Origin of the sequence: Pseudoduganella sp. UC29_71 (assembly GCF_042693265.1) — a bacterium.
Lineage (GTDB): Bacteria > Pseudomonadota > Gammaproteobacteria > Burkholderiales > Burkholderiaceae_D > Rugamonas.
The window spans coordinates 4,831,805-4,854,970 of sequence record NZ_CP170549.1 but is presented as its reverse complement, the minus strand read 5'-3'; the positions used below and the strand labels follow the sequence as shown (position 1 = coordinate 4,854,970).

The 23,166-nt window shown below is 67.8% G+C and carries 17 protein-coding genes; 6 read left to right on the top strand and 11 right to left on the bottom strand.

The features are described 5' to 3' along the window. Positions 1-9: 9 nt before the first annotated feature. Genes ACFJI2_RS21480 through ACFJI2_RS21455 form a run of 6 tightly spaced genes read right to left on the bottom strand, consistent with a single transcriptional unit; the run spans position 10 to position 6,882 of the window. Entirely contained in the window at positions 10-1,497 is a 1,488-nt protein-coding gene (locus ACFJI2_RS21480) for an MFS transporter (protein ID WP_377701810.1), read from the bottom strand. Positions 1,498-1,513: 16 nt separating this feature from the next. Continuing rightward, positions 1,514-2,608, bottom strand: coding sequence for an N-acetylglucosamine-6-phosphate deacetylase (locus tag ACFJI2_RS21475; protein ID WP_377701809.1), 1,095 nt, complete (start codon positions 2,606-2,608; stop codon positions 1,514-1,516). A 3-nt stretch (positions 2,609-2,611) separates the two neighbouring features. Beyond that, positions 2,612-3,379 carry a DeoR family transcriptional regulator gene (locus ACFJI2_RS21470; RefSeq protein WP_107873166.1) on the bottom strand — a complete coding sequence of 256 codons (768 nt, stop codon included), beginning with the start codon at positions 3,377-3,379 and terminating at the stop codon, positions 2,612-2,614. Between the two features lie 35 nt (positions 3,380-3,414). Then, positions 3,415-4,785, bottom strand: a complete 1,371-nt coding sequence (locus ACFJI2_RS21465; RefSeq protein ID WP_377701808.1) for a D-tagatose-bisphosphate aldolase, class II, non-catalytic subunit — start codon at positions 4,783-4,785, stop codon at positions 3,415-3,417. Between the two features lie 5 nt (positions 4,786-4,790). Then, positions 4,791-5,759 carry an ROK family protein gene (locus ACFJI2_RS21460; protein WP_377701807.1) on the bottom strand — a complete coding sequence of 323 codons (969 nt, stop codon included), beginning with the start codon at positions 5,757-5,759 and terminating at the stop codon, positions 4,791-4,793. Continuing rightward, complete coding sequence (locus ACFJI2_RS21455; protein ID WP_377701806.1) at positions 5,746-6,882, bottom strand: SIS domain-containing protein; 1,137 nt, start codon at positions 6,880-6,882, stop codon at positions 5,746-5,748. The genes ACFJI2_RS21460 and ACFJI2_RS21455 overlap by 14 nt, the downstream gene beginning before the upstream one ends. 293 nt (positions 6,883-7,175) lie before the next feature. Here ACFJI2_RS21455 and ACFJI2_RS21450 point away from each other — a divergent pair, with 293 nt between their 5' ends. From ACFJI2_RS21450 to ACFJI2_RS21440, 3 genes are all read left to right on the top strand, one after another. Further along, a complete protein-coding gene (locus ACFJI2_RS21450; protein WP_377701805.1) occupies positions 7,176-10,532 on the top strand; it encodes a TIM-barrel domain-containing protein in 3,357 nt (1,118 codons plus the stop codon). Positions 10,533-10,629: 97 nt separating this feature from the next. Next, the gene (locus ACFJI2_RS21445) at positions 10,630-13,590 is read left to right on the top strand and encodes a TonB-dependent receptor domain-containing protein (RefSeq protein WP_377701804.1); all 2,961 of its coding nucleotides are present in this window, start codon (positions 10,630-10,632) and stop codon (positions 13,588-13,590) included. 38 nt (positions 13,591-13,628) lie between these two features. Next, a complete protein-coding gene (locus tag ACFJI2_RS21440; protein WP_377701803.1) occupies positions 13,629-14,993 on the top strand; it encodes a Gfo/Idh/MocA family protein in 1,365 nt (454 codons plus the stop codon). Positions 14,994-14,997: 4 nt separating this feature from the next. Here the strand turns inward: ACFJI2_RS21440 and ACFJI2_RS21435 are convergent, their stop codons facing one another. Beyond that, positions 14,998-16,158 carry a zinc-dependent alcohol dehydrogenase gene (locus ACFJI2_RS21435; RefSeq protein ID WP_377701802.1) on the bottom strand — a complete coding sequence of 387 codons (1,161 nt, stop codon included), beginning with the start codon at positions 16,156-16,158 and terminating at the stop codon, positions 14,998-15,000. Positions 16,159-16,358: 200 nt separating this feature from the next. Between ACFJI2_RS21435 and ACFJI2_RS21430 the strand changes: the two genes are divergently transcribed. Beyond that, positions 16,359-16,586 carry a hypothetical protein gene (locus ACFJI2_RS21430; protein ID WP_377701800.1) on the top strand — a complete coding sequence of 76 codons (228 nt, stop codon included), beginning with the start codon at positions 16,359-16,361 and terminating at the stop codon, positions 16,584-16,586. Positions 16,587-16,648: 62 nt separating this feature from the next. On the opposite strand, the gene ACFJI2_RS21425 is transcribed toward ACFJI2_RS21430, so the two are convergent. The 3 genes from ACFJI2_RS21425 to ACFJI2_RS21415 all read right to left on the bottom strand — a co-directional run bounded on the left by ACFJI2_RS21425 (position 16,649) and on the right by ACFJI2_RS21415 (position 19,059). After that, positions 16,649-17,782 (bottom strand): branched-chain amino acid ABC transporter substrate-binding protein, encoded by a 1,134-nt coding sequence (locus ACFJI2_RS21425; RefSeq protein ID WP_377701799.1) that lies wholly within the window; start codon positions 17,780-17,782, stop codon positions 16,649-16,651. A gap of 92 nt (positions 17,783-17,874) precedes the next feature. Continuing rightward, the gene (locus ACFJI2_RS21420; RefSeq protein ID WP_377701798.1) at positions 17,875-18,615 is read right to left on the bottom strand and encodes a substrate-binding periplasmic protein; all 741 of its coding nucleotides are present in this window, start codon (positions 18,613-18,615) and stop codon (positions 17,875-17,877) included. A 138-nt stretch (positions 18,616-18,753) separates the two neighbouring features. Next, positions 18,754-19,059, bottom strand: a complete 306-nt coding sequence (locus ACFJI2_RS21415; RefSeq protein ID WP_377701797.1) for a hypothetical protein — start codon at positions 19,057-19,059, stop codon at positions 18,754-18,756. 76 nt (positions 19,060-19,135) lie between these two features. Here ACFJI2_RS21415 and ACFJI2_RS21410 point away from each other — a divergent pair, with 76 nt between their 5' ends. Further along, positions 19,136-19,384 carry a hypothetical protein gene (locus tag ACFJI2_RS21410; protein WP_377701796.1) on the top strand — a complete coding sequence of 83 codons (249 nt, stop codon included), beginning with the start codon at positions 19,136-19,138 and terminating at the stop codon, positions 19,382-19,384. A gap of 69 nt (positions 19,385-19,453) precedes the next feature. Then, entirely contained in the window at positions 19,454-20,026 is a 573-nt protein-coding gene (locus ACFJI2_RS21405; RefSeq protein WP_377701795.1) for a hypothetical protein, read from the top strand. Between the two features lie 743 nt (positions 20,027-20,769). On the opposite strand, the gene ACFJI2_RS21400 is transcribed toward ACFJI2_RS21405, so the two are convergent. Further along, entirely contained in the window at positions 20,770-23,160 is a 2,391-nt protein-coding gene (locus tag ACFJI2_RS21400; protein WP_377701794.1) for a glycoside hydrolase family 3 N-terminal domain-containing protein, read from the bottom strand. Between the last annotated feature and the right edge of the window lie 6 nt (positions 23,161-23,166).

Here is a 23,166-nt window from a genome sequence, read left to right as displayed (position 1 = left end):
AGCGCCGCATCATCGCTGCGGCGCGTCTGCACATTCGGTAAACGGCCCGTACGCATACGCCACCACCAGCTGCTCCGGCGGACACTGGCGCTGGCGGCCTGAGCCGCATCCGGGGTCTGACCCCGAATGCGGCTCAGCCTGGCTGGAGGTGGCGGTGGAGGTGGAGGTGGCGGTGGAGAGGGATTGCAGGGTGGAATTGTCGAGGCGCAGGGCGAGGCTGTTTTGGTGGATGCGGGACTCGAGGGCGGGGCGCACGTCGCGCTGGCCGGATTCGGCGCTGCGGAACAGCAGGCCGGCGGCCAGCAGGGCGATGACGATGCCGCCGCTGCCTAGCATCAGCAGGAATTTGCGGCCTTTGCGGTCGACCAGCACCACGGCTACCACGGTCATGACGGCGTTGACCACCTTCAGGCCGACGTCGGCCATGTTGGCGGTGGCGCCCGGCAGCCCGGCCTGGTTCAGGATGTTGACCACGTAGGCCAGGATGGAGTTGATGCCGGTCGCTTGCGTCAGTGCGAGCACCAGGCAGGCCAGCAGGAAGGGCAGCAGGTAGCGGCGGCTGAGCAGCGGGTCGCTGGCGGCGGCGCTACCCGCACCGGTGGCAGCTGCCGCCATCGGGGCGGCCGGGGAGGCGGGGATGGCCGCTGTGGCATGCGCGGCAGTCGGGCGCGCGGGAACTGCGGAGGCGGCAGGCGCAGCGGCGACGGGGGCGGCTTGGGCTTGCAGGATGGCTTGCAGCTCGGCTTGCGCTTCGGCGGCGGGGCGGGTGCGCAGCAGGCACGCGAGGGCGGCCTCCGTGCGGCCGCGGCGGGCCAGCCAGCGCGGCGATTCGGCCAGCAGCAGCGCGCCGGCGGTGAACACGAGGCCTGGCGTGAGGCACATCCAGAAGATGCTGCGCCAGGCGTGGTCCTTGGCGGCGAAGACGGTGGCGGCGCGCTCGGTTTCGGGCAGGGCCTGCGCGGCGGCCGTGACGGCGTCCACCGAGTGCGCCTGCGCCAGGCCGATCGCGGCGGCGGCCACCAGGCCTATCGTGAGCAGCAGCTGGAACAGGGCGGCGCCGCGGCCGCGCTGCGAGGCGTGCAGGCATTCGGCCAGGTAGAGCGGCACCACCACGCCGATCAGGCCGCCGCTGATGCCTTGCAGCAGGCGCCCCAGCAGCAGCGGCGTGTAGCCGTCCGCCAGCGCGATCAGGGGGATGCTGAGCGTGAACAGCAGGCCCGATAGGGCCATGGCCCAGCGCCGCCCGATCAGGTCCGCCAGCGCGCCGGCAAACAGCGAGGACAGCACGGAACCCAGCAGCACCGCCGCCACGATGAAGCTGAGCTGCTGCGCGCTGAGCTTCCACGCCAGCGAGGCGGTCGATTCAAGATAGGGCAGCGCGCCGGCGATGATGCCGACGTCTATCCCGTACAGCAGGCCCCCCATGCCGGCGATGAACAGCATGAAGCGCTTGGCGCGCGTTGGCGTTGCGGGTGCGGCTGGCTGGGCGATGGACATCGTGGCTCCGTGCGGACTAGGTTGGGGAAAGGTCGATGGCTTCGCCTTCGACATAGACGGCGACCGGCTGCAGCTCGGCGTTGAGCACCACCATGTCGGCCCAGGCGCCGGGCGCCAGGCGTCCGCGCTCCGTTTCGCCGAGGTAGTCGGCCGGGTAGAGCGACAGGCGGTGGGAGGCGTCGGCCAGGTCCAGCCCCAGGCCGACGAAGTTGCGCAGCGCCTGGTCCATGGTGAGCACGCTGCCGGCCAGCGAGCCGCTGGCCAGGCGCACGCAGCCCAGGCACTTGAACACGCGCTGGGTGCCGAGCGCGTATTCGCCGTCCGGCATGCCGGTGGCGCTGGTGGCGTCGGTGATGCCGTACAGACGCGGGATGGTGCGCAGCGCGCTGCGCAATGCGCCCGGACTCACGTGCATCAGGTCCGGGATCACTTCGGCGTATTCGGCATGCGCCAGCGCGGCGCCCACCATGCCGGGGTGGTAGTGGTCCATGCCGCTCATGCCGTTGAACAGGTGCGTGAAGCCGGCCACGCCCGCGTTCAGCGCGGCCACGCCATCCTCGTACGTGCCGGCGCTGTGGCCGATCTGCACGCGGATGCCCATGGCTTTGAGCCGCGGGATCAGCGCCAGGTGGCCGTCCACTTCGGGCGCCATCGTCAGCACGCGGATCGGGGCGACGCCGTTCAGGCTGCGCACCAGTTCCATGCTGGCCACCATCACGTCCGGCGGCTGCGCGCCGAGGCGGTGCAGGTTGAGGAAGGGGCCTTCGAGGTGCACGCCCAGCATGCGCGCGCCGCCGGCGGGGCGCTCGGCGATCACGCCGGCCAGGCCGGCCAGCGCGCGCCGGATCGACGCTTCCTTGGCGGTGAGCGTGGTGCCCAGCAGGGAGGTGGTGCCGTGGCGCGCGTGGGTGCGGGCCACCGTGGCGCCGGCGTCGCCGCCCTGCATGATGTCGACGCCGGCGGCGCCGTGCACGTGCAGGTCCACGAAGCCGGGCAGTATTGTCAGCCCGCTTGCTGCGGCAGGGTCTTCCTGTATTTGCTGGATGCGTTGGCCGAAGCCGATGCTGCCTGTGATCCAACCTGTGGGGGTAAGTATTCTGCCGCTTAGCACGCTCTATTCCGCTATGAGTAATTCGACGCCTGCGTCGCGCAGCCCCTGGCTGTACTCGGGGCTGATGCTGGCGTCGGTGATGACGGTGTGGACGCGGTTCAGCTGCACGATGCGGTGCAGGCTGACGCGCCCAAACTTGGAGGCGTCCGTGAGGACGATGACTTTTTTCGCGCGCTCCACCATTTTCTGGTTCAGGCTCGCTTCCGCTTCGTGGTGCGTGGTGACGCCGAACTGCAGGTCGAAGCCGTCCACGCCGAGGAACAGCTTGTCGAAGCTGTAGGCTTGCAGCGTGGCTTCGGCCTGCGCGCCCTGGATCGACAGCGACTGCTTGCGCAGCAGGCCGCCGGTCATGATCAGGTCCACGCCCGGCGCGCTGGCCAGTTCCCAGGCGATGTTCAGGCCATTGGTCAGCACCGTCACGTCCTGCGCGTCGTGCAGGTGGCGCGCCAGCGAGATGGTGGTGGTGCCGGAATCGATGATGATGTTTTCGCCCGGCTGCACCAGCGTGGCCGCCAGTGCGCCGATGCGGTCCTTCTGCTGCTGGTTCAACGCGTCCTTCTGGTGGATGCTTTGCTCAGTGACGGCCGTGCGGGTGAGGGTGGCGCCGCCGTGGCTGCGCGTGGCCACGCCCTGGCTTTCCAGTGCGGTCAGATCGCTGCGGATGGTCACCGCCGATACGCCGAACTGCTCCACCAGCGGCGTCACCTGGACGGAGCCGTATTGGGTCAGCATTTGCAGGATGGATGCGCGGCGTTGGCTGGTATTTCGCATGGTGGCGTCTCGGTCGACTTTAAAAAACGTCGAGCTTAACAGATCGATGCGCTGCTGGTGGAGGCCTCGGCGCATGCGCCGGCCGCCATCGTTGCGCCTGCCCCGCCCGCCGCATTGCGGTTGCAGGCGCGCGCGTACTGCGCCAGCAGGCGGCCGATCCTGTGCTGCACCAGCGCGCTGGCGCTGGCGGGCAGCTGGCCTTGCAGCACTTCCAGGTACTGCTCGGGCAGGTGCTGGCTGAGCAGCGACAGTGGGATCTGCAGCGCGTCCAGGTTGGCGAACAGCGTATCGACCGCGGCCACCACTGGCGCTTCGCCCCAGTAGTAGCGGCAGCGGTCGCTCAGGCCGTAGCGGCGCAGCAGGCGCTGTTCGGCGCTGCTGCCCGGATAGTGCTTGCTCCAGTGGCGCGGCTGCGCCAGCATCACTTCGTCCAGCACTTGCATCAGGCGCGAGCATTGGCCGGCCGGCACCAGTTCTTCTTCGATGCGGCACAGCGACAGCATGGCTTCGCGCAGCGCGAAGGTGGCGGCGGGGCCGACCTTGAGGATGGCGAAGTGGTCGCGCACCATCTCGTGCAGCGCGCTTTCGCGCTGGTAGTCGGTGGAGTGGGCTTCGAACACGAGGCCTGGCTGGCTGGCCACGAAGGCGGACAGCGCGGCCGCTTGCGCGGCGTCGTAGTGCTGGATGTGGCTGTGGTCGAAGTCCACGCCGGGCTGCACCACCATGGCCACCACGCGGCGCCAGGCGGCGTGCAGGCCGGCGTCGAGGAAGGCCTTGCGGTGCACGTCCAGCGTGCGCGCCGCCGCTGCGGGCAAAGTCACGGCGCCGGCCTTGGCCAGTTCCGCTTCGCCGCCGGGAACCGGCACTTCCGTGCCGATCACGTACACCGGCGGCGGCAGGCCGGCCTGTTCGGCGGCCGCTTCGGCCACGATGGCCAGGCGCACCGAGCGCGCGGCGATGGTTTCGTCGCTGAGGATGGCCGGGTCGTCGGCGCAGCGCATGCTGCAGTCGAGGTGGATCTTGTGGAAGCCCGCTGCCGCGTAGGCGGCGATCAGCGTGTCGGCATTCCGCATGGCGCTGGCGGCGTCCAGGTGCTGCCAGGCGTTGGGGCCGAGATGGTCGCCGCCCAGCACCAGCATCTCCCGCGGGAAGCCTTCTTCGCGCGCCATGTCCTGCACGTAGCCGTGGAAGACGGCCGGCGTCATGCCGGTGTAGCCGCCGAACTGGTCCACCTGGTTGGAGGTGGCTTCCACCAGCAGCAGCGTGCCGTAGGAGGCCGCCACTTTCATGGCCGCGCGCAGCACCAGCGGGTGGCTGCAGCAAACGCTGTACAAGCCGGCCGCCGCGCCGCGCCGGTGTGCGGCGACCACTTGCTGGATGGGGGACGAGGGTGCAGGTAGGGTCATGGTGCTCACGCAGTCGTTGGTTGGTCGAACAGTTGTTTTGCCAGCAGGGCGGCGCCGCGCGCGCCGCCGGCGTCGCCGAAGCGGGGCGGCAGGATGGGCGGTACCTGCACGCCGGCGAACAGGTGGCGGCGCACGGCGGCAGGCAGGCGCTCGTACAGGTGCGCCAGCTGGGACAGGCCGCCGCCCAGCACGATGGCGTGCGGGTCGAGCGAGATCACCAGCGTGGCCAGCGCGTGGGCCAGCAGGTCCAGGTGCACGGCCAGCGTCTGCTCGGCGATCCTGTCGCCGCCCTGGGCGCGCGCCACGATGGCCAGCGGCGTGTCGCCCGCGCCGTCCTTGCCGCCGCCGAAATGGGCGTGCAGCTTGCTCATGCCGGGGCCGGACACGTAGCGCTCCATGCAGCCGCTGCGGCCGCAAGGGCAATCGAGTATCGGTACGGCGTGCTGGATCAGCAGCGGCGCGGGCACGGGCCAGTGGCCCCATTCGCCGGCGATGCCGTTCATGCCGCGCAGCAGGCGGCCTTCCACGCAATAGCCGCCGCCCGCGCCGGTGCCGATGATGGCGCCGAACATGCTGGCCAGGCCGTGCGCCGCGCCGCCGTGGGCTTCGGACAGGGCGAAGCACTGGCAGTCGTTGCCGATGGCGATGGGGCGCTGCAGGGCGTCCTGCAGGGCAGAGGCGACCAGGCGGCCGTTCAGCGCAGGCACGTTGGAGCTGAGCTGGCGGCCGGTGGCGCTGTCCAGGATGCCGGGCAGGCCGATGCCGGCAGGCGCGCGCATGCCGAGCGCCGCGTCGCCGCGTTGCACCAGCGCCGCCAGCTCCTGCACGAAGGCGTCGAAGTCGGTGCCGGGCGTGGCGATGCGCTCGCGGTGGACTTCGGCCAAGCCGCCGGCGCTGTCAGCAAAGGCCACCAGCTCGATCTTGCTGCCGCCGATATCGATGCCGTGGTAGCCGCGTGGTTCAGAATTGGTCATGGCGGTAAATGGTGACGCCCTGGACGACGCGGTTGACCGTGCCGCCGGTGAATGGATTGTCGGGACGCAGTTGCAGCAGCGCGGACTGGTGCAGCGCGTACTGCTGCGCCATCAGCAGCCACAATGGCGCCAGCCAGGCGTCCGGCCACGCCGGCGCGTCGATGCCGATGTGCGCGCCGCAGCCCACTGTGAGGCAACGGCCCGCCACTTTTTCGCGTTGCAGCTCCTGCAGCAGGTCCTGTTCGTACTGGCGCGCCAGCGGCTTGGAGCTGCGGAACATCAGCACCAGGGTTTCCGCGTCCAGCATGGCTTTCGGGCCGTGCCGGAAGCCGAGCGGGCTGTTGGCCACCGCCAGCACGCGGCCGCCGGTCAGTTCCAGGATTTTCAGCGCGGCTTCCTTTGCCAGCGCTTCCAGCGGCCCGCTGCCGAGGTAGACCACGCGCGACACCGGTTGCGCGCCCAGCGTGGCCAGCGGAGCCGCCCATTCGCGCAGCGCCTGCTCGCCCAGCGCGGCCAGCTGTGCCAGGCGTTCCAGCTGCGGCTCGCGGCCCAGCATGCACAGCGCGGCCAGCAGCATGCAGGTGAAGCTGCTGGTCATGGCGAAGCCGCGGTCGCAGCTGGCGGCCGGCATCAGCAGATTGCAGACGGCGGCGTCGCTGGCGCCTTGCTGCGCCAGCTGGCCGTCGGCGTTGCAGGTGATGTTCAGGAAGCGCGCGCCGGGCACCAGGTCGCGCAGCAGGCTCACGGCCGCCGTGCTCTCAGGGCTGTTGCCGCTGCGCGCGAAGGACACCAGCAAGGTCGGCGCGTCCGCCTCCAGGTACAGCTCCGGATGCGTGAGCAGGCTGGTGGTGGCCACGGCACGCACTTGCGCCGGCCAGGCGGCATTCAGTTCGTCGGCGATGATTTCGCCCGCATAGGCCGAGCTGCCCGCGCCGGTGAGGATCACGCGCTGGCGCGGATCGCCCAGGCAGCCGCCGAGGAAGGCCGCCACGCGGGCCTGTTCCGCGGCCAGGCTGGCGGCCAGTTCGCGCCACACGGCCGGCTGGTGGACGATTTCTTCGGCGGTATCGAGGCCGCCGATATCACGCCAGTCTTGGGGAGCACGCTGCAGTAGGGTAGTCATCGAAAGAAATAATGGGTTGGAGTCGTAGAAATCATAAGTGGTAAATTTCGAACTGTCAAATACGAAAGATAAAAGAAAGTTTTAAGAGGCCAAATCTAACGCAGCCGGCCCGTTCCTGTGGCCGTTTCGCGACGAAATCGAAAGTATGCAGCGCAATAAAATTACAAAACGAAAGAAATAGAGCGGAATGTTCTGCCGATTTAGCCATTTTTTGGAGTTTTCGCTTTCTTTTTGTTGACCTTGCTTGCTTTTGTTTCTAGAGTGATCGTATCAGACACATAAAAACTTTCGATATGAAACGTCTTTCAACTGTTCTTGGCGTGGCTTGCATCCTGTCCAGCGCACCGCTGCTGGCGGCGCCCATCGGCAATTTGCGCAGCATTGCCGCCAGCGGCCAGCAATGGGACCTGGTCACCGATACCGGCGCCGTAATACAGCTTAGCTTGCCGCGCGCCGATGTGGTGCGTATCTGGGCCGGTCCCAAAGGGGCGGGACTGACGGGCGCGGGCGACAAGGCTGCCGCCATCGTGGTGGCTGCGCCGGCCGCGCAGGTCAGGCACAGCGTGAGCGAGCAGCCGGGGCATATCCTGATCAGCACCGACGCGCTGTCCCTGCGCATCGACCGCAAGCCGCTGCGTTTCACCTTGTACCGCGCCGGCGACAGCGTGCCGCTGTGGAGCGAGGTGCAGCCGCTGGAACTGGGCGCGAAGCAGACCGTACAAACCCTGTCGAGCGACAAGTCGGAGCGCTTCTTCGGCGGCGGCCAGCAGAACGGGCGTTTTGAATTCAAGGGCAAGCAGCTGCAGGTGTCGTATTCGGGCGGCTGGGAGGAGGGCGACCGTCCGAGTCCCGCGCCTTTTCTCATGAGTTCACGCGGCTGGGGCATGCTGCGCAATACCTGGTCGGACGGCAGCTACGACCTGCGCCAGAATGAGCAGATCTCGCTGGAGCACGCGGAGGCGCGGTTCGATGCTTACTACTTCGTCGGCAAAACCATGCGCGACGTGCTGGCGCGCTACACCGAATGGACCGGCCGCGCGCGCATGCTGCCGCGCTGGGCGCTGGAATACGGCGACGCCGATTGCTACAACGACGGCGACAATGTGAAGAAGCCGGGCACTGTGCCGAAGGACTGGTCGGATGGCCCTACCGGCAAAACGCCGGACGTGGTGGAGTCGGTGGCGCGCCGCTACCGCGAGCACGACATGCCGGGTGGCTGGATACTGCCGAACGACGGCTACGGCTGCGGCTACACGAACCTGCCGGAGACGGTGCAGGGACTGGCCAAGTACGGCTTCCGTACCGGCTTGTGGACCGAGAACGGCGTGGAGAAAATGGCGTGGGAAGTGGGTACCGCAGGCACCCGCGCGCAGAAGCTGGACGTGGCATGGACCGGCAAGGGCTACCAGTTCTCGCTGGACGCGAACAAGTCGGCCTATGACGGCATCCTGAACAATTCCGATGGCCGCCCCTTCATCTTGACGGTGATGGGCTGGGCGGGCACGCAGCGCTACGCGGTCACGTGGACCGGCGACCAGAGCGCAAGCTGGGACTATATCCGCTGGCATATCCCGACGCTGATCGGCTCGGGCCTGTCCGGCCAGGCTTATGCCACCGGCGACGTGGACGCCATCTTCGGCGGCAGCCCGGAAACCTATACGCGCGACTTGCAGTGGAAGGCGTTCACGCCGGTGCTGATGGGGATGTCCGGCTGGGCGGCGGCGGAACGCAAGCATCCGTGGTGGTTCGGCGAGCCGTACCGCAGCATCAACCGCCGCTACCTGAAGCTCAAGCTGCGCCTCACGCCGTATATGTACACGCTGATGCGCGAGGCGGAGCAGAGCGGCGCGCCGCTGGTGCGGGGGCTGATGTGGGATAACCCCGGCGATCCTGCGGCCTACACCGAGGCCTACAAGTACCAGTACCTGCTGGGGCGCGATCTGCTGGTGGCGCCGGTGTACCGCAGCCAGGCGGTGAGCGCGGGCTGGCGCAAGGCTATCCATCTGCCGCAGGGACAGTGGTTCGATTACTGGGACGGGCGCCAGGCTACCGCCGGGGCGGGCGGGCGCGATATCGATTTGCAGGTCACGCTGGACAAGCTGCCGGTGTTCGTCCGCGCAGGCGCCATCCTGCCGATGTATCCGGAGGTGCTGTTCGACGGCGAGAAGCCGAAGGACCAGCTGACGCTGGACTTGTACCCGCCCGGCGATTCGGAGTTCACGCTGTATGAGGATGACGGCAATAGCCGCCAGTATCAGGAGGGGGCGTTCAGCGAGCAGCTTATCCGCATGCAAGCCGCAACGGACGGCGTGCGCGTGGAAGTCGGCGCGGTGAAGGGCAGCTACGCGGGACAGGAAGCGCACCGCAGCTATGCGCTGCGCTTGCTGGCACGGCGGAAGCCGGCGGGCGTGCAGGTCGCTGCCGGCGGCGCGGACACGGCGCCGGCGCGGGCATTGCCAGCGCTGGCCGGCCGCGCCGCGTTCGATGCTGCCGCCGAGGGCTGGTACTTCGACCCGGCGGACCGCCTTGGCACGCTGCACGTGAAGACGGTGAAGCAGGACATCCGCCAGCCGCTGCTCGTCAGCGTGCAGGCCGTGCCTGCGGCGCTGGCGCAAGCTGACGACGCTTTCCCCGCCGCGCCAGCCGCCGGCCGCGCGCTCACGGCGGACGCGATGATGGTGCTGAACCGCCCGGCCGAGGAAACCGGCCATCCCCTGGAGAACGCCTTCGACGGCAAGCCCGAGACCTGGTTCCGCACGCCGCGCAGCCCGGCCATGCAGGGCGGGCCGCACGAGTGGGTGATCGGCTTCACCGAGCGCCGCCTGATCGACGGCATCGAAGTGGCGCCGCGCACCGGCGAGCACTGGAAGCACGGCCAGATCCGCGAATACGAAATCTATCTCGGCGATAACAACGGCGACTGGGGCGCGCCCATCAAGCGCGGCCAGCTGAAACTCCAGCAGGGCGCGCAAGCTATCAGCTTCCCGCCTGCAGCCGGCCGTCTGTTGCGCTTCCGCGTCCTGAGCACGCAGAACCCCGAGGGCGACGCGGCAGCCAGCACCGACCCGATGGTGACCGCCGTGCAGCCGGGCGGTGCACCGGCGCGCGCCTTCAACGCCGCCGTGCCAAGCGAAGTGTCGCCCATTACGCTGTCCGAATTCCGCGTGATGGAGCACCAGCTGCCGGATGGTCCGGAACTGCAACGCTACCTGTCCGACCTGGCGCTGCCGAAGACGGTCACCCGCGACAAGCCCGCAACGCAGCCCGCAACGCAGCCTGCAAACAAGGCCGCCGAAATGCGCATGAACGGCCTGCGGTTCCGCAAGGGCCTCGGCATGGGACCGGCCGGCCGCGTCGACCTGGAGTTGAAAGGCAACTGGAAACTGCTGCGCGCCGACCTGGGCGTGGACGACAGCTGCCGCAGCGCGGGCGGCCTGCAGTTCCAGGTCTGGAGCGGCGAACGCCTGCTGTACGACAGTGGCCTGATCAGCGCGCCGGCCGTGGTCAAGCCGGAGATCGACGTGCGCGGACTAAGCCAGGTCAGCCTGCGCACCCTGGGCGCGCGCGGCAGCAAGCCCGCGCAGGTGTGCGGCAACTGGGCCAATGCCGTGCTGATAGGCACAGAGGGCGCCACCGTCCAGCCACGCTGACCGTAACCCGTCTTTACCAGCAACGAACCCCTCTGCGGACCGGGGAGGGGCGCTTGCAGCCTCACGATAACAAACCACTTATAAAAGGGAGATAACCATGCAATTGAAAAAACTGATGGCCGCGATGGTGGCGGTGGGACTGGCTTCGTCCGCGCTGGCCGCCGACGAAGTGGACGACAAGGGCGAGAAGATCACGCGGGTCGAAGTGACCGGCTCCAGCCTGAAGCGCATCAACGCCGAAACCGCCTCGCCTGTACAGGTGATCGACGCGAAGCAGATCGAAAACATGGGCGCCCGCACCTTGCTGCAAGTGCTGGACAACCTGCCCGCCGCGCGCCCCGCGCAGCAGGACTTCCGCTCCATGTTCACCGGCTCCGACGGCGGCTCGCAGGCCAACCTGCGCGGCCTCGGCGCGCAAGGCACGCTGGTGCTGCTGAACGGCCGCCGCCTGTCCTTCTATGGTGCGCCGGCCGGCTTCCAGACCATGTTCGTCAATATCGACGCCATCCCGGCCGCCGCCATCGAGCGCATGGAAGTGCTGACGGACGGCGCCTCGGCGGTCTACGGTTCGGACGCGGTGGCCGGCGTGATCAACGTTATCACCAAGAAGAACTACCAGGGCCTGGAGGCGCGCGCCAACGCCGACTTCTCGCCGGACGTGAAATCCTACGGCGAGCGCCAGGCCAGCCTGATCTACGGCAAGGGCGATCTGAACACCGACGGCTACAACGTCTACGGCTCCGTCAACGTCTACCAGCGCGACCGCATCTCCCTGGCCGACACCTACTTGAAGCGCCCCGACTACTTCTACGTCAACAACCCGACCTTCGTGCCCAACTTCCGCATCGGCACCGGCAGCGAGCCGGGCGTGCTGAACCCCGGCACCTTCTTCGTGTTCGACAAGGCCAACAACAACGCCCGCACCCAGCGCGCCGTCCCCGGCTGCACCAACACGCTGACGGAAGCTTCCGGCACGCGCTGCATCTGGAACAACCTGCCCTACTCGCTGGACACCGGCCCCACCTCGGACCGCGCCACCGCCTACGTGAGCGGCCGCATGAAGCTGGGCGGCGACCTGGAAGGCTTTGCGGAAGCGGCCTACACCCACATCAAGCTGCGCGGCGAGAACGGCCCGCGCAGCTTCAACAGCGGCAGCACCAACAACTGGTTCGCGCGCAATACCGGCACCAGGCTCAATACCTTCGCCTATCCCTATCTGAGCCCGAACAACGTCTACCTGCAAGGCAAACTGGGCGCCGACATGGCGGCCACGATGGGCGGCGCCGCAGGCCTGAACTATCTGATGCTGGACGCGCCCGGCCACTTCGGCCAGAAGAACGAGGATGACAACTATCGCGCGCTGGCCGGCCTGCGCGGCAGCATCGGTGGCGGCTGGGACTTCGAAACCGCGCTGAGCGTGGCGGGCAGCCACTCCACGCTGTTCCAGACCATCAATGTCAACACCAAGGGCTTTGAAAAGGCCTTCGGGCCGTTCACGAAAGACCCTGTCACCGGCCGCACCTACATCGCCGACAACCCGGCCTACAAGTTCGGCCAGATCAGCGAGGCCAATGCCGCACTGCTGCGCGAGGCCTATCCCACTTTCGACATCCAGTCCTGGACCAAGCTCATTACCTGGGACGCAAAAGTGGAAGGCACGCTGTTCAAGCTGGGCGAGCGTGAAGTGCGCGCCGCCGTGGGCACCAGCCTGATGCGCGAGAGCTTCCTCACGCCCGGCAACGCGGATGCGGCCAACGGCCTGATCACGCAGCAGGGCGGTTCCTGGTTCGACGGCAAGCGCACCATCGGCGCGGTGTTCGGCGAAGTGATCGTGCCGGTGACGGACAAGCTGGAACTGAACGCCGCCGCGCGCCTGGACAAGTACCCCAACTTCCCGGCGAACCTGGCGCCCAAGCTGGGCGTGCAATGGCGCGCGCGGCCCGAGCTGCTGTTGCGCGGGACCTACTCGGAAGGCTTCCGCGCGCCCAACCTGGCCGAATCGGGCACCGGCGGCGTGTTCGCCCAGGTGGGCGGCATCCGCGACACCGTGCGCTGCGACGAGACCAACGCCATCGCGCGCATGCTGTTGAAGTCCGTCACGCCAACTGATGTGGACCTGGGCAAGACGCTGCTGAACTCCAACTGCTCCACCACCGTGGGCGGCCTCACGCCGCCGAATCCTGAACTGCGCCCGGAAAAGGCCAAGATCTCCACGCTGGGCCTGGTGCTGCAGCCGGCCAAGGACGTCAGCGTGTCGGTGGACTACTGGTTCGTCTACCGCCGCAACGAGATCGTGCGCCAGGACTTCAACGAGCTGTTCACCCAGCTGGTGGATACCTACGGCCCCACGCTGGCCGGCACCACCCAGGCCATCCGCAGCGAGCTGACCGACGCCGACCGCGGCAATATGGCGGCGGTGGCCGCCATGTGCGCCAACCCGGCCAACGCGGCGTCCTGCTCGGGCGGCGTGCCGCGCTACTCGGTGGGCAACCTGGGCGGCCTGATCAACTCCTATTCCAACCGCGGCCGCACGCTGATCGACGGCGTGGACATCGACGCGCGCACCCGCTTCTCGCTGGGCGACATGGGCAAGCTGGGCACCGGCATTTCGGCCACCATCCGCAAGCGCGAAACCATCAGCAGCGACAACGGCCAGGGCTTCAACGGCAACACCGTGGGCTACTACGATTCGCCGCGCTTCCGCGCCACCGTGAATGCCGACTGGAGCTACCGCAACTTCGTCACCAGCGTGTTCGTCAACTACACCGGCCGCACCAAGTGGGCCTACGGTCCGTGGGACGAGGACAACGCGCCGGGCAAGTGCACCGCCGCTTCCGTGGCGCTGCCCGAAACGCTGTGCGACGGCGCGCCGTCGTACACCACGGTGAACCTGGCGCTGAGCTGGAAGCCGGTGAAGAACCTGGACCTGGGCCTGACCATCAAGAACGTGCTGGACAAGCAGCCCTACTACGACCCGAACGGCTGGGAAGGCTACAACCACAGCCAGAACCTGTTCGGCCGCCAGTTCGCCGTCTCGGCCAGCTACAAGTTCTGGTGACCCGCTACAATCAACACATCATTTTCGAGGCTGAACAGATGGACAAGAAACTAGACCGACGACACTTCCTCACCGCCGGCGCCGCGCTGGCGGGCAGCCTGCTGCTGCCGCGCGCGTTCGCGGCGGGCGGCGGCGAGCGGCAGCGCATCGCCATGATAGGCACCGGCATGCGCGGCCAGGTGCTGCTGAAGGAACTGCTGCGCCGCGACGACGTGGAGGTCGTGGCCCTGTGCGACATCGACCCGGTGATGCTGGGCCGCGCGCTCAAGCAGGTGGAGAAGGAAGGCAAGGCCAAGCCGGCCACCTTCGGCGAGGACGGCGATGCGCAGGCCTACCGCCGCCTCCTTGACGGCGGCAAGGCCGGCAAGCTCGATGGCGTCATCATCGCCACGCCATGGGAGTGGCACGCGGAGATGGCCATCGCCGCCATGCAGGCCAAGGTGGCGGTGGGCTGCGAAGTGGTGGCCGGCGTGACCCTGCAGGACCATTGGGACGTGCTGAACACCCAGCTCAAGACCGGCACGCCGTACATGCTGCTGGAGAACGTGTGCTTCCGGCGCGACGTGATGGCGGTGCTGCAGATGGTGCGCGCCGGCCTGTTCGGCGAACTGGTGCACCTGCAAGGGGGCTACCAGCACGACCTGCGCGCCGTGAAGTTCAACAATGGCGACCCGGCCAAGCCCTATGGCAGCGGCCTGGAATACGGTGCCAAGGGCTTCTCGGAGGCGCGCTGGCGCACCGAGCACTCGGTCAGGCGCAACGGCGAGCTGTATCCGAGCCACGGCATCGGCCCGTGCGCGATGTACACCAACATCAACCGCGGCAACCGCTTCACGCGCATCAACGCCTTTGCCACGAAAGCGCGCGGGCTGCACGACTACATCGTCAAGCAGCCGGGCGGCGCGCAGCATCCGAGCGCGAAGACGCAGTTCAAGCTGGGCGACATCGTCACCACCACGCTGGCCTGCGAGAACGGTGAAACGATATTGCTGCAGCACGATACGTCGCTGCCGCGCCCGTATTCGCTGGGCTTCCGCGTGCAGGGCACGGACGGGCTGTGGATGGATGTCAACCGCTCCATCCATATCGAGGGCAAGAGCAAGCCGCACCAGTGGGAAGAATTCCAGTCCTACCAGGACAAGTACGACCATCCGCTGTGGCGCAAGTACGCGTCGCGCGCGGAAGGGGCGGGCCACGGCGGCATGGACTTCTTCGTTATCCACGCCTTCATCGAAGCGCTGAAGGCCAAGGCGCCGATGCCGATCGATATCTACGACGCGGTGGCGTGGAGCGCCATCACGCCGCTGTCCGAGATGTCCATTGCGCAGAATTTCCAGACGCTGGATTTCCCGGACTTCACCAACGGCTTGTGGAAAGGCCGCAAGCCTATCTTCGCGCTGTAACGGCTCAGGGCCGCAGCACGATCTTGCGGCAGTTGTCTTCCTTCTTGTCGAACATGCGGTAGCCGTCCGCCGCCTGCTCCAGCTGCAGGCGGTGCGAGATGATCACGTCCGGGTGCAGCTTGCCTTCGTCGATGAAGCGCAGCAGTTCCGGCATGTGCTTCTGCACATGGGTCTGGCCGGCGCGCACGCCGATGCCTTTCTCGAAGATGTCGCCGAACAGGAAGCCGTGGATGAAGCCGGAGTACACGCCCGGCACGCTGACCGTGCCGCCGCGCCGCACCGCCGCGATGCACTGGCGCAGCGCGCTGCCGCTGCTGCCTTCCAGCTTCAGGCTGGTGAGCGCCGTCTCCAGCGCGCTGCCTTTCGCCTCGAAGCCCACCGCGTCGATCACGGCGTCCACGCCGCGGAAGCTGGTCGCTTCGATGATGGCTTCGGCCGCGTCCACTTCGTCGAAATTGAGCGGGATGACGCCATAGGTGGCGCGCGCGAATTCCAGCCGGTAGGGATGGTGGTCCACCATGAAGATGCGTTCGGCGCCCAGCATGCGGGCGCAGGCGGCCGCCATCTGGCCGACCGGGCCGGCGCCGAAGATGGCCACCGTGGAGCCGCTGGTCACGCCGGCGTTCAGCACCGCCTGGTAGCCGGTGGGCAGGATATCGCTGAGGAACAGCACTTTCTCGTCCACCAGCGTGTCCGGGATCTTGATCGGACCGACGTTGGCCTTGGGCACGCGCACGTACTCGGCCTGGCCGCCCGGCACGCCGCCGTACAAGTGGCTGAAGCCGAACAGCGCGGCGCCCGGCCGCAAGTCCTTCTTGTTCATGATGGCGCCGCGGTCGGGGTTGGTGGTTTCGCAGGCGGAGTACAAGTGGCGGTCGCAGAAGAAGCAGCTGCCGCAGGCGATCACGAACGGCACCACCACGCGGTCGCCTTTGCGCAGGGCGGTGACGCCGGGGCCGGCGTCCACCACGATGCCCATGAATTCATGGCCCATGATGTCGCCTTCCTTCATGCCGGGCACCTTGCCGCGGTACAGGTGCAGGTCCGAACCGCAGATGGCGGTGGCGGTAATTTTAAGAATGATGTCGTCGGGTTCCTGGATGATGGGATCGGGAACGGTGTCGACTTTGACGTCGTGGGCGGAGTGGTAGACAAGCGCGCGCATGGGATTCTCCTGTGCAGTTCAAGCTACAGGTTAGTGCGGGCGGAACGAAGCCGTCAGCGGTGTTTCGCTCAATAGAAAGTAGGAACAGTCCTACTTGCCTCTTGCTCGCGCGCCTATGCGAGCGCAGCGGCAGCGGGTCTACCATGGCTCCACCTTGCCGCAGTGCCTGGCGAGGCATCCATAACATCAAGGAGATGAACATGGCTAGCAAGCAGAGTGATATCGACAAAGACCGCGATATGAACCAGGGCAGCCGCCAGGGTGGGCAGCAAGGCGGGCAGCAGAGCGACCAACTGAACCAGCAAAGCGGCAGCCGTCCCGGCCAGAGCCAGCAGAGCGGCCAAAAGGGTACGACGCAGGGCGGGAGCGTGGACGATCAGGAAATGAACCGGGAGACCGGTAGCGGCGGCGGCAGCAAAAGCCGCTAACTAATCGTAGGGCTAATCGTAGGGCGGGTTAGCGCGCGTGAGCGCGCGTAACCCGCCATGCATCAATAGCTGCTAATCGGCGCCGGCTGCCCGTTCTTGAACGTAAAGATGGTCACCGGCGATTCCTTCATATCGCCCTTGGCGTCAAACGCGTAGGTGCCGGCCACGCCCTTGTAGGCGGTGGACGAGATCACCGCGCCCACCTTGGCCGGATCGATCGAATTGGCCTTCTGCATGGCCTGCGCGTACATCATGGTGGCGTCGTAATAGGACGCGGCGTACACGTCCGCATCGCGGTTGTAGCGCTTCTTGAACGCCGCCTTGAACTGCGGGCCGCTGGCCGCCTTGTCCAGGATGGCGCCGCCCTGCGAGCACAGCACGTTGTCGGCCACGGCGTCGCCGCCCAGCTTGCCCATTTCGGCGGTGCAGATGGTGTCTCCGCCCAGCAGCTTGGCATTGATGCCCAGCTGTTTCATCTGGCGCGCCATCGGTGCGCCCTGCGGCGCGTAGCCGCCGAAGAAGATCGCCTCCACCTTCTTGGCCTTGAGCTTGGTGAGGATGGAGGTGAAGTCGAAGGCCTTGTCGGTGGTGAACTCGTGGCCCGCCACGGTCATGCCGGAAGCCTTGGCCTGCTTCTTGAATTCCTCGGCCACGCCCTGGCCGAAGGCGGTGCGGTCGTCGATCACGGCCACGGTCTTCAATTTCAATTCCTGCGCCGCGTACAAGGCCATCTTCGAGCCGAGCTGGGTGTCGCTGGCGTTCACGCGGTACAGGCCCTTGTAGCCCTGCTGCGTGATCTTTGGATTGGTGGCCACGGTGGCGAAAATCACGCCGGCGTCGTTGTAGGCGCGCGAGGCGGGGATGGCCACGCCGGAGTTGTAGGGGCCGACCACGTATTTGATGCCGGCGTCGATGAACTTCTGCGCCACCTGCACGCCCGCTTTCGGGTCGCCCTGGTCGTCCTCGGACTGCAGTTCGAATTTGATCTTTTTGCCGGCCACGGTGATCGGCTTGGCGTTCAGTTCCTCCACCGCCAGGCGGGCGCCGTTTTCATTGTCCTTGCCGGAAAATGCCTGCGGGCCGGACAGCGGTCCGCTGTGGCCGATCTTGACGACGGTGTCCTGTGCCGCTGCGTTGCCCATGGCGCTGATGGCGCCCAGCAGGGCCAGTAAGCCCGTGCTCAGTTTCAAATTCATCGCGTCTCCTTGTGGTCGATGTGCGCGTGCATTATCGCCAAGTGCACCGGGCAGGGCAACCGAAAACTTGTGGGAGCGCTCCCTCGCGCAGGCTAGCGCTGCGCCAGCCTGCGCTGGCGCGCCAGGGCGGCGTTGATGCGGTCTATCATGCCGTCGTCGTGCTTGCGGGAGACGGCGAAGTGCATGCCGTTTTCCACTTGCAGCGGCTTGGGCAGCACGGCCAGGTGCACGCCGGGCGGCAGGGTCAGGTCTTTCAGGTGGGGCTGGATGAACTGGTCCAGCGCGGCCTCGATTTCGGCCGGGCTTTCGGTGGCAGGCTGGTACAGCAGCAGCGCGTCCACCCGCTTGAGCAGCAGGCGCTGGAGGCGCGTGGCGCGCGAGGCGATGTCCTCGTCGACGCGGAACAGCCTGTTGCGGCCGCGCTCGAATTCGTCGCCGTAGCTGTAGCCGCGCACCGCGCCTATGGTCTTGCCGCGCAGGTCGTCCAGGGTACGGAAGGGGAAGGTGGCGTCGCTGCGCGTGACCAGCCAGAGCGTATTGCTGGAGGCCGGCTCGGAGTAGCGCAGCTCGCGCAGGCGGTCGGCCGTTTTCGGCAGGCCGAAGATCAGGCCGGCGCCGTCGCGCGCGTGGCGCTCGGCGCGCGGCCAGGGGTAGGCCTTGATGTCGAAGCTGACGTTCAGTTCCAGTTCCAGGTAGTCGAACAGCTTGCGGCGCCAGGGCTTGGGCGGCTGCTGCCTGCCGTTCAGGTCCAGCGTGTCGCCCAGCAGCAGCGTGACCTTTTGCGGCGCGGCGGGGCGCGCGTCGGGACCGGCCATGGCGCTGGTGGCTGGCATGGCGCAAGCAAGTGAACAGCTTAGCAGGAAGGTACGCTTGCTGAGGTTCGGCATGCGGGGGGCGCTCGTGTGGTCCGTCTAGGCTGATTATTGCAGAAATCGGCTGCCGTGTGCGGGTTTGGCGGGGGGCGGGGCGGCTCAGCGTTGCGTCCTGGTCGTGTCGCCGCCGCTGCTGTCCACCGGCTGGGCGGGCGTGACGGCGGTGACCGGGGCTACCGGGCGGATGCGGTCGGCGGCGGGCGGTGCGCCGGCGGGGCGGGCGCCGGAAGCGGCGGCGATGTTGGCGGAATTGTAAGCGGCGATGGCGGCGGCCAGGGCGGGGTCGGCGGCGTTGGGGGGCCGGCTGGCGGCTGGCGTCGCGGGCGGCTTCGGCGCGTTGGGCTTCGGCGGCCTGGACGGCGGCCAGGGCGGCGGCGTCGGCTGCATCGGCTGCCGCGGCGGCATCCGCGGCGGCGGCGGCTTGGGCGGCGGCGATGCCGGATAGGGTGTCGGCGGAGGCGACGGCGGCGTCGCGCGCCGCTTGCTGGTCGGCGGCGACGCGCTGTTCGGCAGCCAGGCGCTGCTCGGCCACGAGGCGCTGGTCGGCGATACGCTGGTCTGCAAAGCGTTGGTCTGCAAACCGTTGATCTGCAAAGCGCTGGTCTGCAATGCGCTGGTCGTCGGCCACGCGCCGCCCGGTCTCCTGCTCGGCGGTGCGCTGGGCCTCGGCGCGCTGCAGGTCAGCGCGTTGCGTGTCGGCTTGCTGCGCTTCGCGTGCCGTCTCGCGTAGCTCGGCCGCGCGCTGGTCGGCGACGCGCTGCTGGGTGGTCTGGTGTTCGGTAGCGCGCAGCTCGGTAGATTGCTGGTCGGCGACGCGTTGCTCGGCCACGCGCCGCTCGTCCGCCTGCTCGGCCACTCGCTGCTGGGCGGTTTGCTGCTGAGCGGTTTGCTGCTCGGCGGTGCGCTTGGTGGTGGCACGTTGCTCGGCGGTTTGCTGGGCTGTGAGCGCGTCCTGGGTCTGGCGGGCGGCGGCGGTGTCGGCGGTTTGCTGGCGCTGGGTGGCTGCGGTGCGTTCGTTGTCGAGGCGGTCGGCGAGGATGGCTTGTGCGGTGGCGTCCTGGCGCTGGGCGGCGAGACGTTCGTTTTCGAGCCGGTCGGCCAGCGCGGTGGCGGCCAGGTCTTGCTGGCGGGTGCTGGCGAGCTGGCGTTCTTCTGCCGCGCGCGTGGCGGCGAGGCGGTCGGCCTGCGTTTCGGCCAGCACGTTGCCGGCCTGCTCGGCGATCGCCTGGCGTGCCACGTCGAGCTGCTGCTGGCGCAGCAGTTCGGCCTGCGTCAGCGCGGGCGTGCTGTCGGCGATGGCGTCGCGCAGCGCCTGGTCGGACAGCTGCAGCTGCGAGGCCGCAGTTTCGGCTTCCAGCGCGGCCGGCGCTGAACTGGGCAGCGCTGAACTGGGCAGCACCGAACTGGGCAGCGCCGCGCCGGCGCTGACCTGGCGCGCAAGCGCGTTGCCCAAGGCGCTGAATTCGTCGCTGGTCTGCGTCAGCACGTTCAAGGTGCCTGCGCGGTCGATCTGGAACGCCGCTTCCAGCACGCGCGTGTTCAGGTTCAGGATGTCGCCGCTGGATTCGGGTGCCAGCGGGTCCAGCGTCAGGCCGATGTCGGCCAGCGTGGCGGCAGTGAGCTGCGCACTGGGCAGCTGCGTGGCGCCGCGCTGGCGCAGCGTTTCCGCCAGCCGCTCGACCAGCGTGCTGCTGCCATTATCGTCGGCCAGCAGCGGCGTGATATCGGCGCTTGCGGGTGGCAGCTGGTTGAAGGACTGGCTGAGCGCGTCGGCCGCGTCGTTCAGCAGCCGCAGCTGCGTTTCACTGGGTTCCGGCGTCTCGGGCGTGCCTTGCAGCTCCAGCAGCTGCCTGCGCGTGAGCGCCACGGTGGACAGGAATTGCGCCAGGTCGGAGAACTCCACCGTCGCAGCCGCCGTCAGCACCGCAGGCGCGGGTGCGGCAACTTCGCCGGCGGCGGGCGCACCAACTGGCTGGACGGGAAGAATGGCAGCGGCATCGGCCGCATTGGAGATCGGAGGCAGCATGGCATCACCTTGCGGGCTGGTATGTCCCGCGAGAATGCGCCCTTGCGCCGCCCCCGTCTGTGGGCTGGCGAACACAAGGGCGGCTTGCCTTAGCTCACCATCAGTTTCACGGACTTCAACTCCACGCTGTTCGGGCCAGCATGGATGGTGAACGAACCCGGCTCCACCACGCGCTTCATGTCCATATTGTAGAACCACAGGTCGGACGGCTTGATGTCGAACGTCAGCGTGCGCGACTCCCCCGGCGCCAGCGTCACGCGCTGGAAAGCCTTCAGTTCCAGCACGGGGCGCGTGACCGAACTCACGTCGTCGCGGATGTAGATCTGCACCACTTCATCGCCCAGCAGCGCGCCCGTGTTGCGCACCTCCACCGACACCTGCGTGGACTCGCCCACACGGATGGTGGACTTGGCCAGGCGCGGCTCGGAAATGGCAAACGTCGTATAGCTGAGGCCAAAGCCGAACGGATACAGCGGCTTGGTGGAGCCGTCGATATAGCCGCGCCGCGCGGACGGCTTGTGATTGTAGAAGATGGGCAGCTGGCCCACGCTGCGCGCAATCGACACCGGCAGCTTGCCGCCCGGGTTGGCGCGGCCGAACAGCAGGTCCGCCGCCGCGTGGCCGGTCTCCTGGCCCAGGTACCAGCCCTCGATCAGCGCCGGCGCGCGCTCGGCCAGCAGGTTCACCGACAGCGGGCGGCCGTTCAGCAGGAACACCACGGTCGGCTTGCCCAGGTCGAAAATCGCCTTGGCCAGCTCGTTCTGCTGGCCCAGCATGTCCAGCGTCTCGCGGTCGCCCAGGTGGGTGTCGGCCCAGGCCTCGCGGCTGGTCTGCTCGTTGTCGCCCAGGACCATGATGATGGTGTCGGCCGTCTTCGCCGCCTCCAGCGCATCGGCAATCAGCTTCGCATTCTTTTCCTTGGGCGTGAACACGATTTCGTCCGCGCCCCACACGCGGCTCTCGGTGATGCGCACGCCTTCGGACCAGGCCAGCTCGAAGCCGTGCTTCTCGCTCATGGCCTTCAGGCCGTCATAGACCGACACCACGTGGCGCGGCACGTCCGAGTAGCCGCCGATCGGCGTGTCCTTGGCGTGGGTACCCAGCAGCAGCACCTTGCCCACCTTTTTCGGGTCCAGCGGCAGGATGCCCTTGTCGTTCTTCAGCAGCACGGCCGAGCGGCACGCGGCCTCGCGCGCCAGCGCCACCGCGTCCGGCGTGGCGGTCAGGCTGTCCGCGATACTCGCGTCCACATAAGGGTTCTCGAACAGGCCCGCGTTGAACTTCAGCTCCAGGATGCGCGCCACCATGGCGTCGATTTCCGCCACCGACACGCGCTTCTCCTTCACCAGCGCGGCCAGCTCCTTGTAGCCGAAGCCGTCCGGCGTCTCGATATCCACGCCGGCCTTGATGGCGCGCAGCGCCGCTTCCTTGGGCGTGGCCGCCAGCTTGTGGCGCGTGATCAGTTCCTTGATGCCGAAGTAGTCCGACACCATCACGCCCTTAAAGCCCCATTCCTCGCGCGTGACCTTGTGCAGCAGCCAGCGGTTGGCGTGCGAGGGCACGCCGCCGATCTCGTTATACGAAGGCATGATGGCGGCCACATTGGTCTCCTTCACGATCTTCTCGAACGGCGGGAAGAACTCCTCGCGCAAGGTGCGCTCGGTGACTTCGGCCGGGCCGATATTGGTGCCGCTTTCCGGCTGGCCGTGGCCGGTCATGTGCTTGAGGGTGGTGTAGACCTTGTCCCTGGCCAGCTGCTTGCTCTCGCCCTGGAAGCCCAGCACGGCCGCCTTGCCGATTTCGCCCGCCAGGTGCGGGTCTTCGCCATAGGTTTCCTCGATGCGGCCCCAGCGCGGTTCGCGCGCCACGTCCACCACGGGGGCCAGCGCGAAGTTCGAACCGCGCACGCGCATCTCGCGCGCCGCCACGGCGTACACCTTGCGCACCATGTCCGGATCGAAGGACGACGCCAGCGCGATCGACTGCGGGAAGCTGGTCGCGTCGCGCGCGGCGTAGCCGTGCAGCGCTTCCTCGTGCGTGAGCATGGGGATGCCGAGGCGGGTCTGCTCCATGGCCCACTTCTGCGCCGCGTTCACATAGGTCGCCGTCTCCAGCGCATTGCGGTTCACGCGGCGGCCGCTATCGCCGGCCGCGCCGCCGGGAGCCGCCTGGCCCTGGCGGTCCGACGGCCGGCCCAGCATGCCGACGCCGTGCGGGTGCAGCTGGCTCGCCTTCTCCGGCGAGAAGTTGCCGCTGGCGTCCTCGATCTTCTTCTTGTCCTGCCACACGCACTGCATCTGCTCGATTTTTTCTTCCAGCGTCATGCGGCCCAGCAGATCCTGCACGCGCCTGGCAACCGGCGCGGACGGGTTCTTGTACAGCGGCGTGGCTGCGGCGGCGAAGGCCATGGGCGCCGGAAGGGCGGCCAGACCCGCCAGGCTTCCTGCGGTGGACAGGAATTGCCTGCGGTTTTTGCTCATTGCGTT

Bases quoted from the DNA above. Each gene is read 5' to 3' on its own strand.
- ACFJI2_RS21480 (WP_377701810.1), bottom strand. From the start codon at position 1,497: ATGTCCATCGCCCAGCCAGCCGCACCCGCAACGCCAACGCGCGCCAAG.
- ACFJI2_RS21470 (WP_107873166.1), bottom strand. From the start codon at position 3,379: ATGCGAAATACCAGCCAACGCCGCGCATCCATCCTGCAAATGCTGACC.
- ACFJI2_RS21465 (WP_377701808.1), bottom strand. From the start codon at position 4,785: ATGACCCTACCTGCACCCTCGTCCCCCATCCAGCAAGTGGTCGCCGCA.
- ACFJI2_RS21460 (WP_377701807.1), bottom strand. From the start codon at position 5,759: ATGACCAATTCTGAACCACGCGGCTACCACGGCATCGATATCGGCGGC.
- ACFJI2_RS21455 (WP_377701806.1), bottom strand. From the start codon at position 6,882: ATGACTACCCTACTGCAGCGTGCTCCCCAAGACTGGCGTGATATCGGC.
- ACFJI2_RS21450 (WP_377701805.1), top strand. From the start codon at position 7,176: ATGAAACGTCTTTCAACTGTTCTTGGCGTGGCTTGCATCCTGTCCAGC.
- ACFJI2_RS21445 (WP_377701804.1), top strand. From the start codon at position 10,630: ATGCAATTGAAAAAACTGATGGCCGCGATGGTGGCGGTGGGACTGGCT.
- ACFJI2_RS21440 (WP_377701803.1), top strand. From the start codon at position 13,629: ATGGACAAGAAACTAGACCGACGACACTTCCTCACCGCCGGCGCCGCG.
- ACFJI2_RS21435 (WP_377701802.1), bottom strand. From the start codon at position 16,158: ATGCGCGCGCTTGTCTACCACTCCGCCCACGACGTCAAAGTCGACACC.
- ACFJI2_RS21430 (WP_377701800.1), top strand. From the start codon at position 16,359: ATGGCTAGCAAGCAGAGTGATATCGACAAAGACCGCGATATGAACCAG.
- ACFJI2_RS21425 (WP_377701799.1), bottom strand. From the start codon at position 17,782: ATGAATTTGAAACTGAGCACGGGCTTACTGGCCCTGCTGGGCGCCATC.
- ACFJI2_RS21420 (WP_377701798.1), bottom strand. From the start codon at position 18,615: ATGCCAGCCACCAGCGCCATGGCCGGTCCCGACGCGCGCCCCGCCGCG.
- ACFJI2_RS21415 (WP_377701797.1), bottom strand. From the start codon at position 19,059: ATGCCGCCGCGGCAGCCGATGCAGCCGACGCCGCCGCCCTGGCCGCCG.
- ACFJI2_RS21400 (WP_377701794.1), bottom strand. From the start codon at position 23,160: ATGAGCAAAAACCGCAGGCAATTCCTGTCCACCGCAGGAAGCCTGGCG.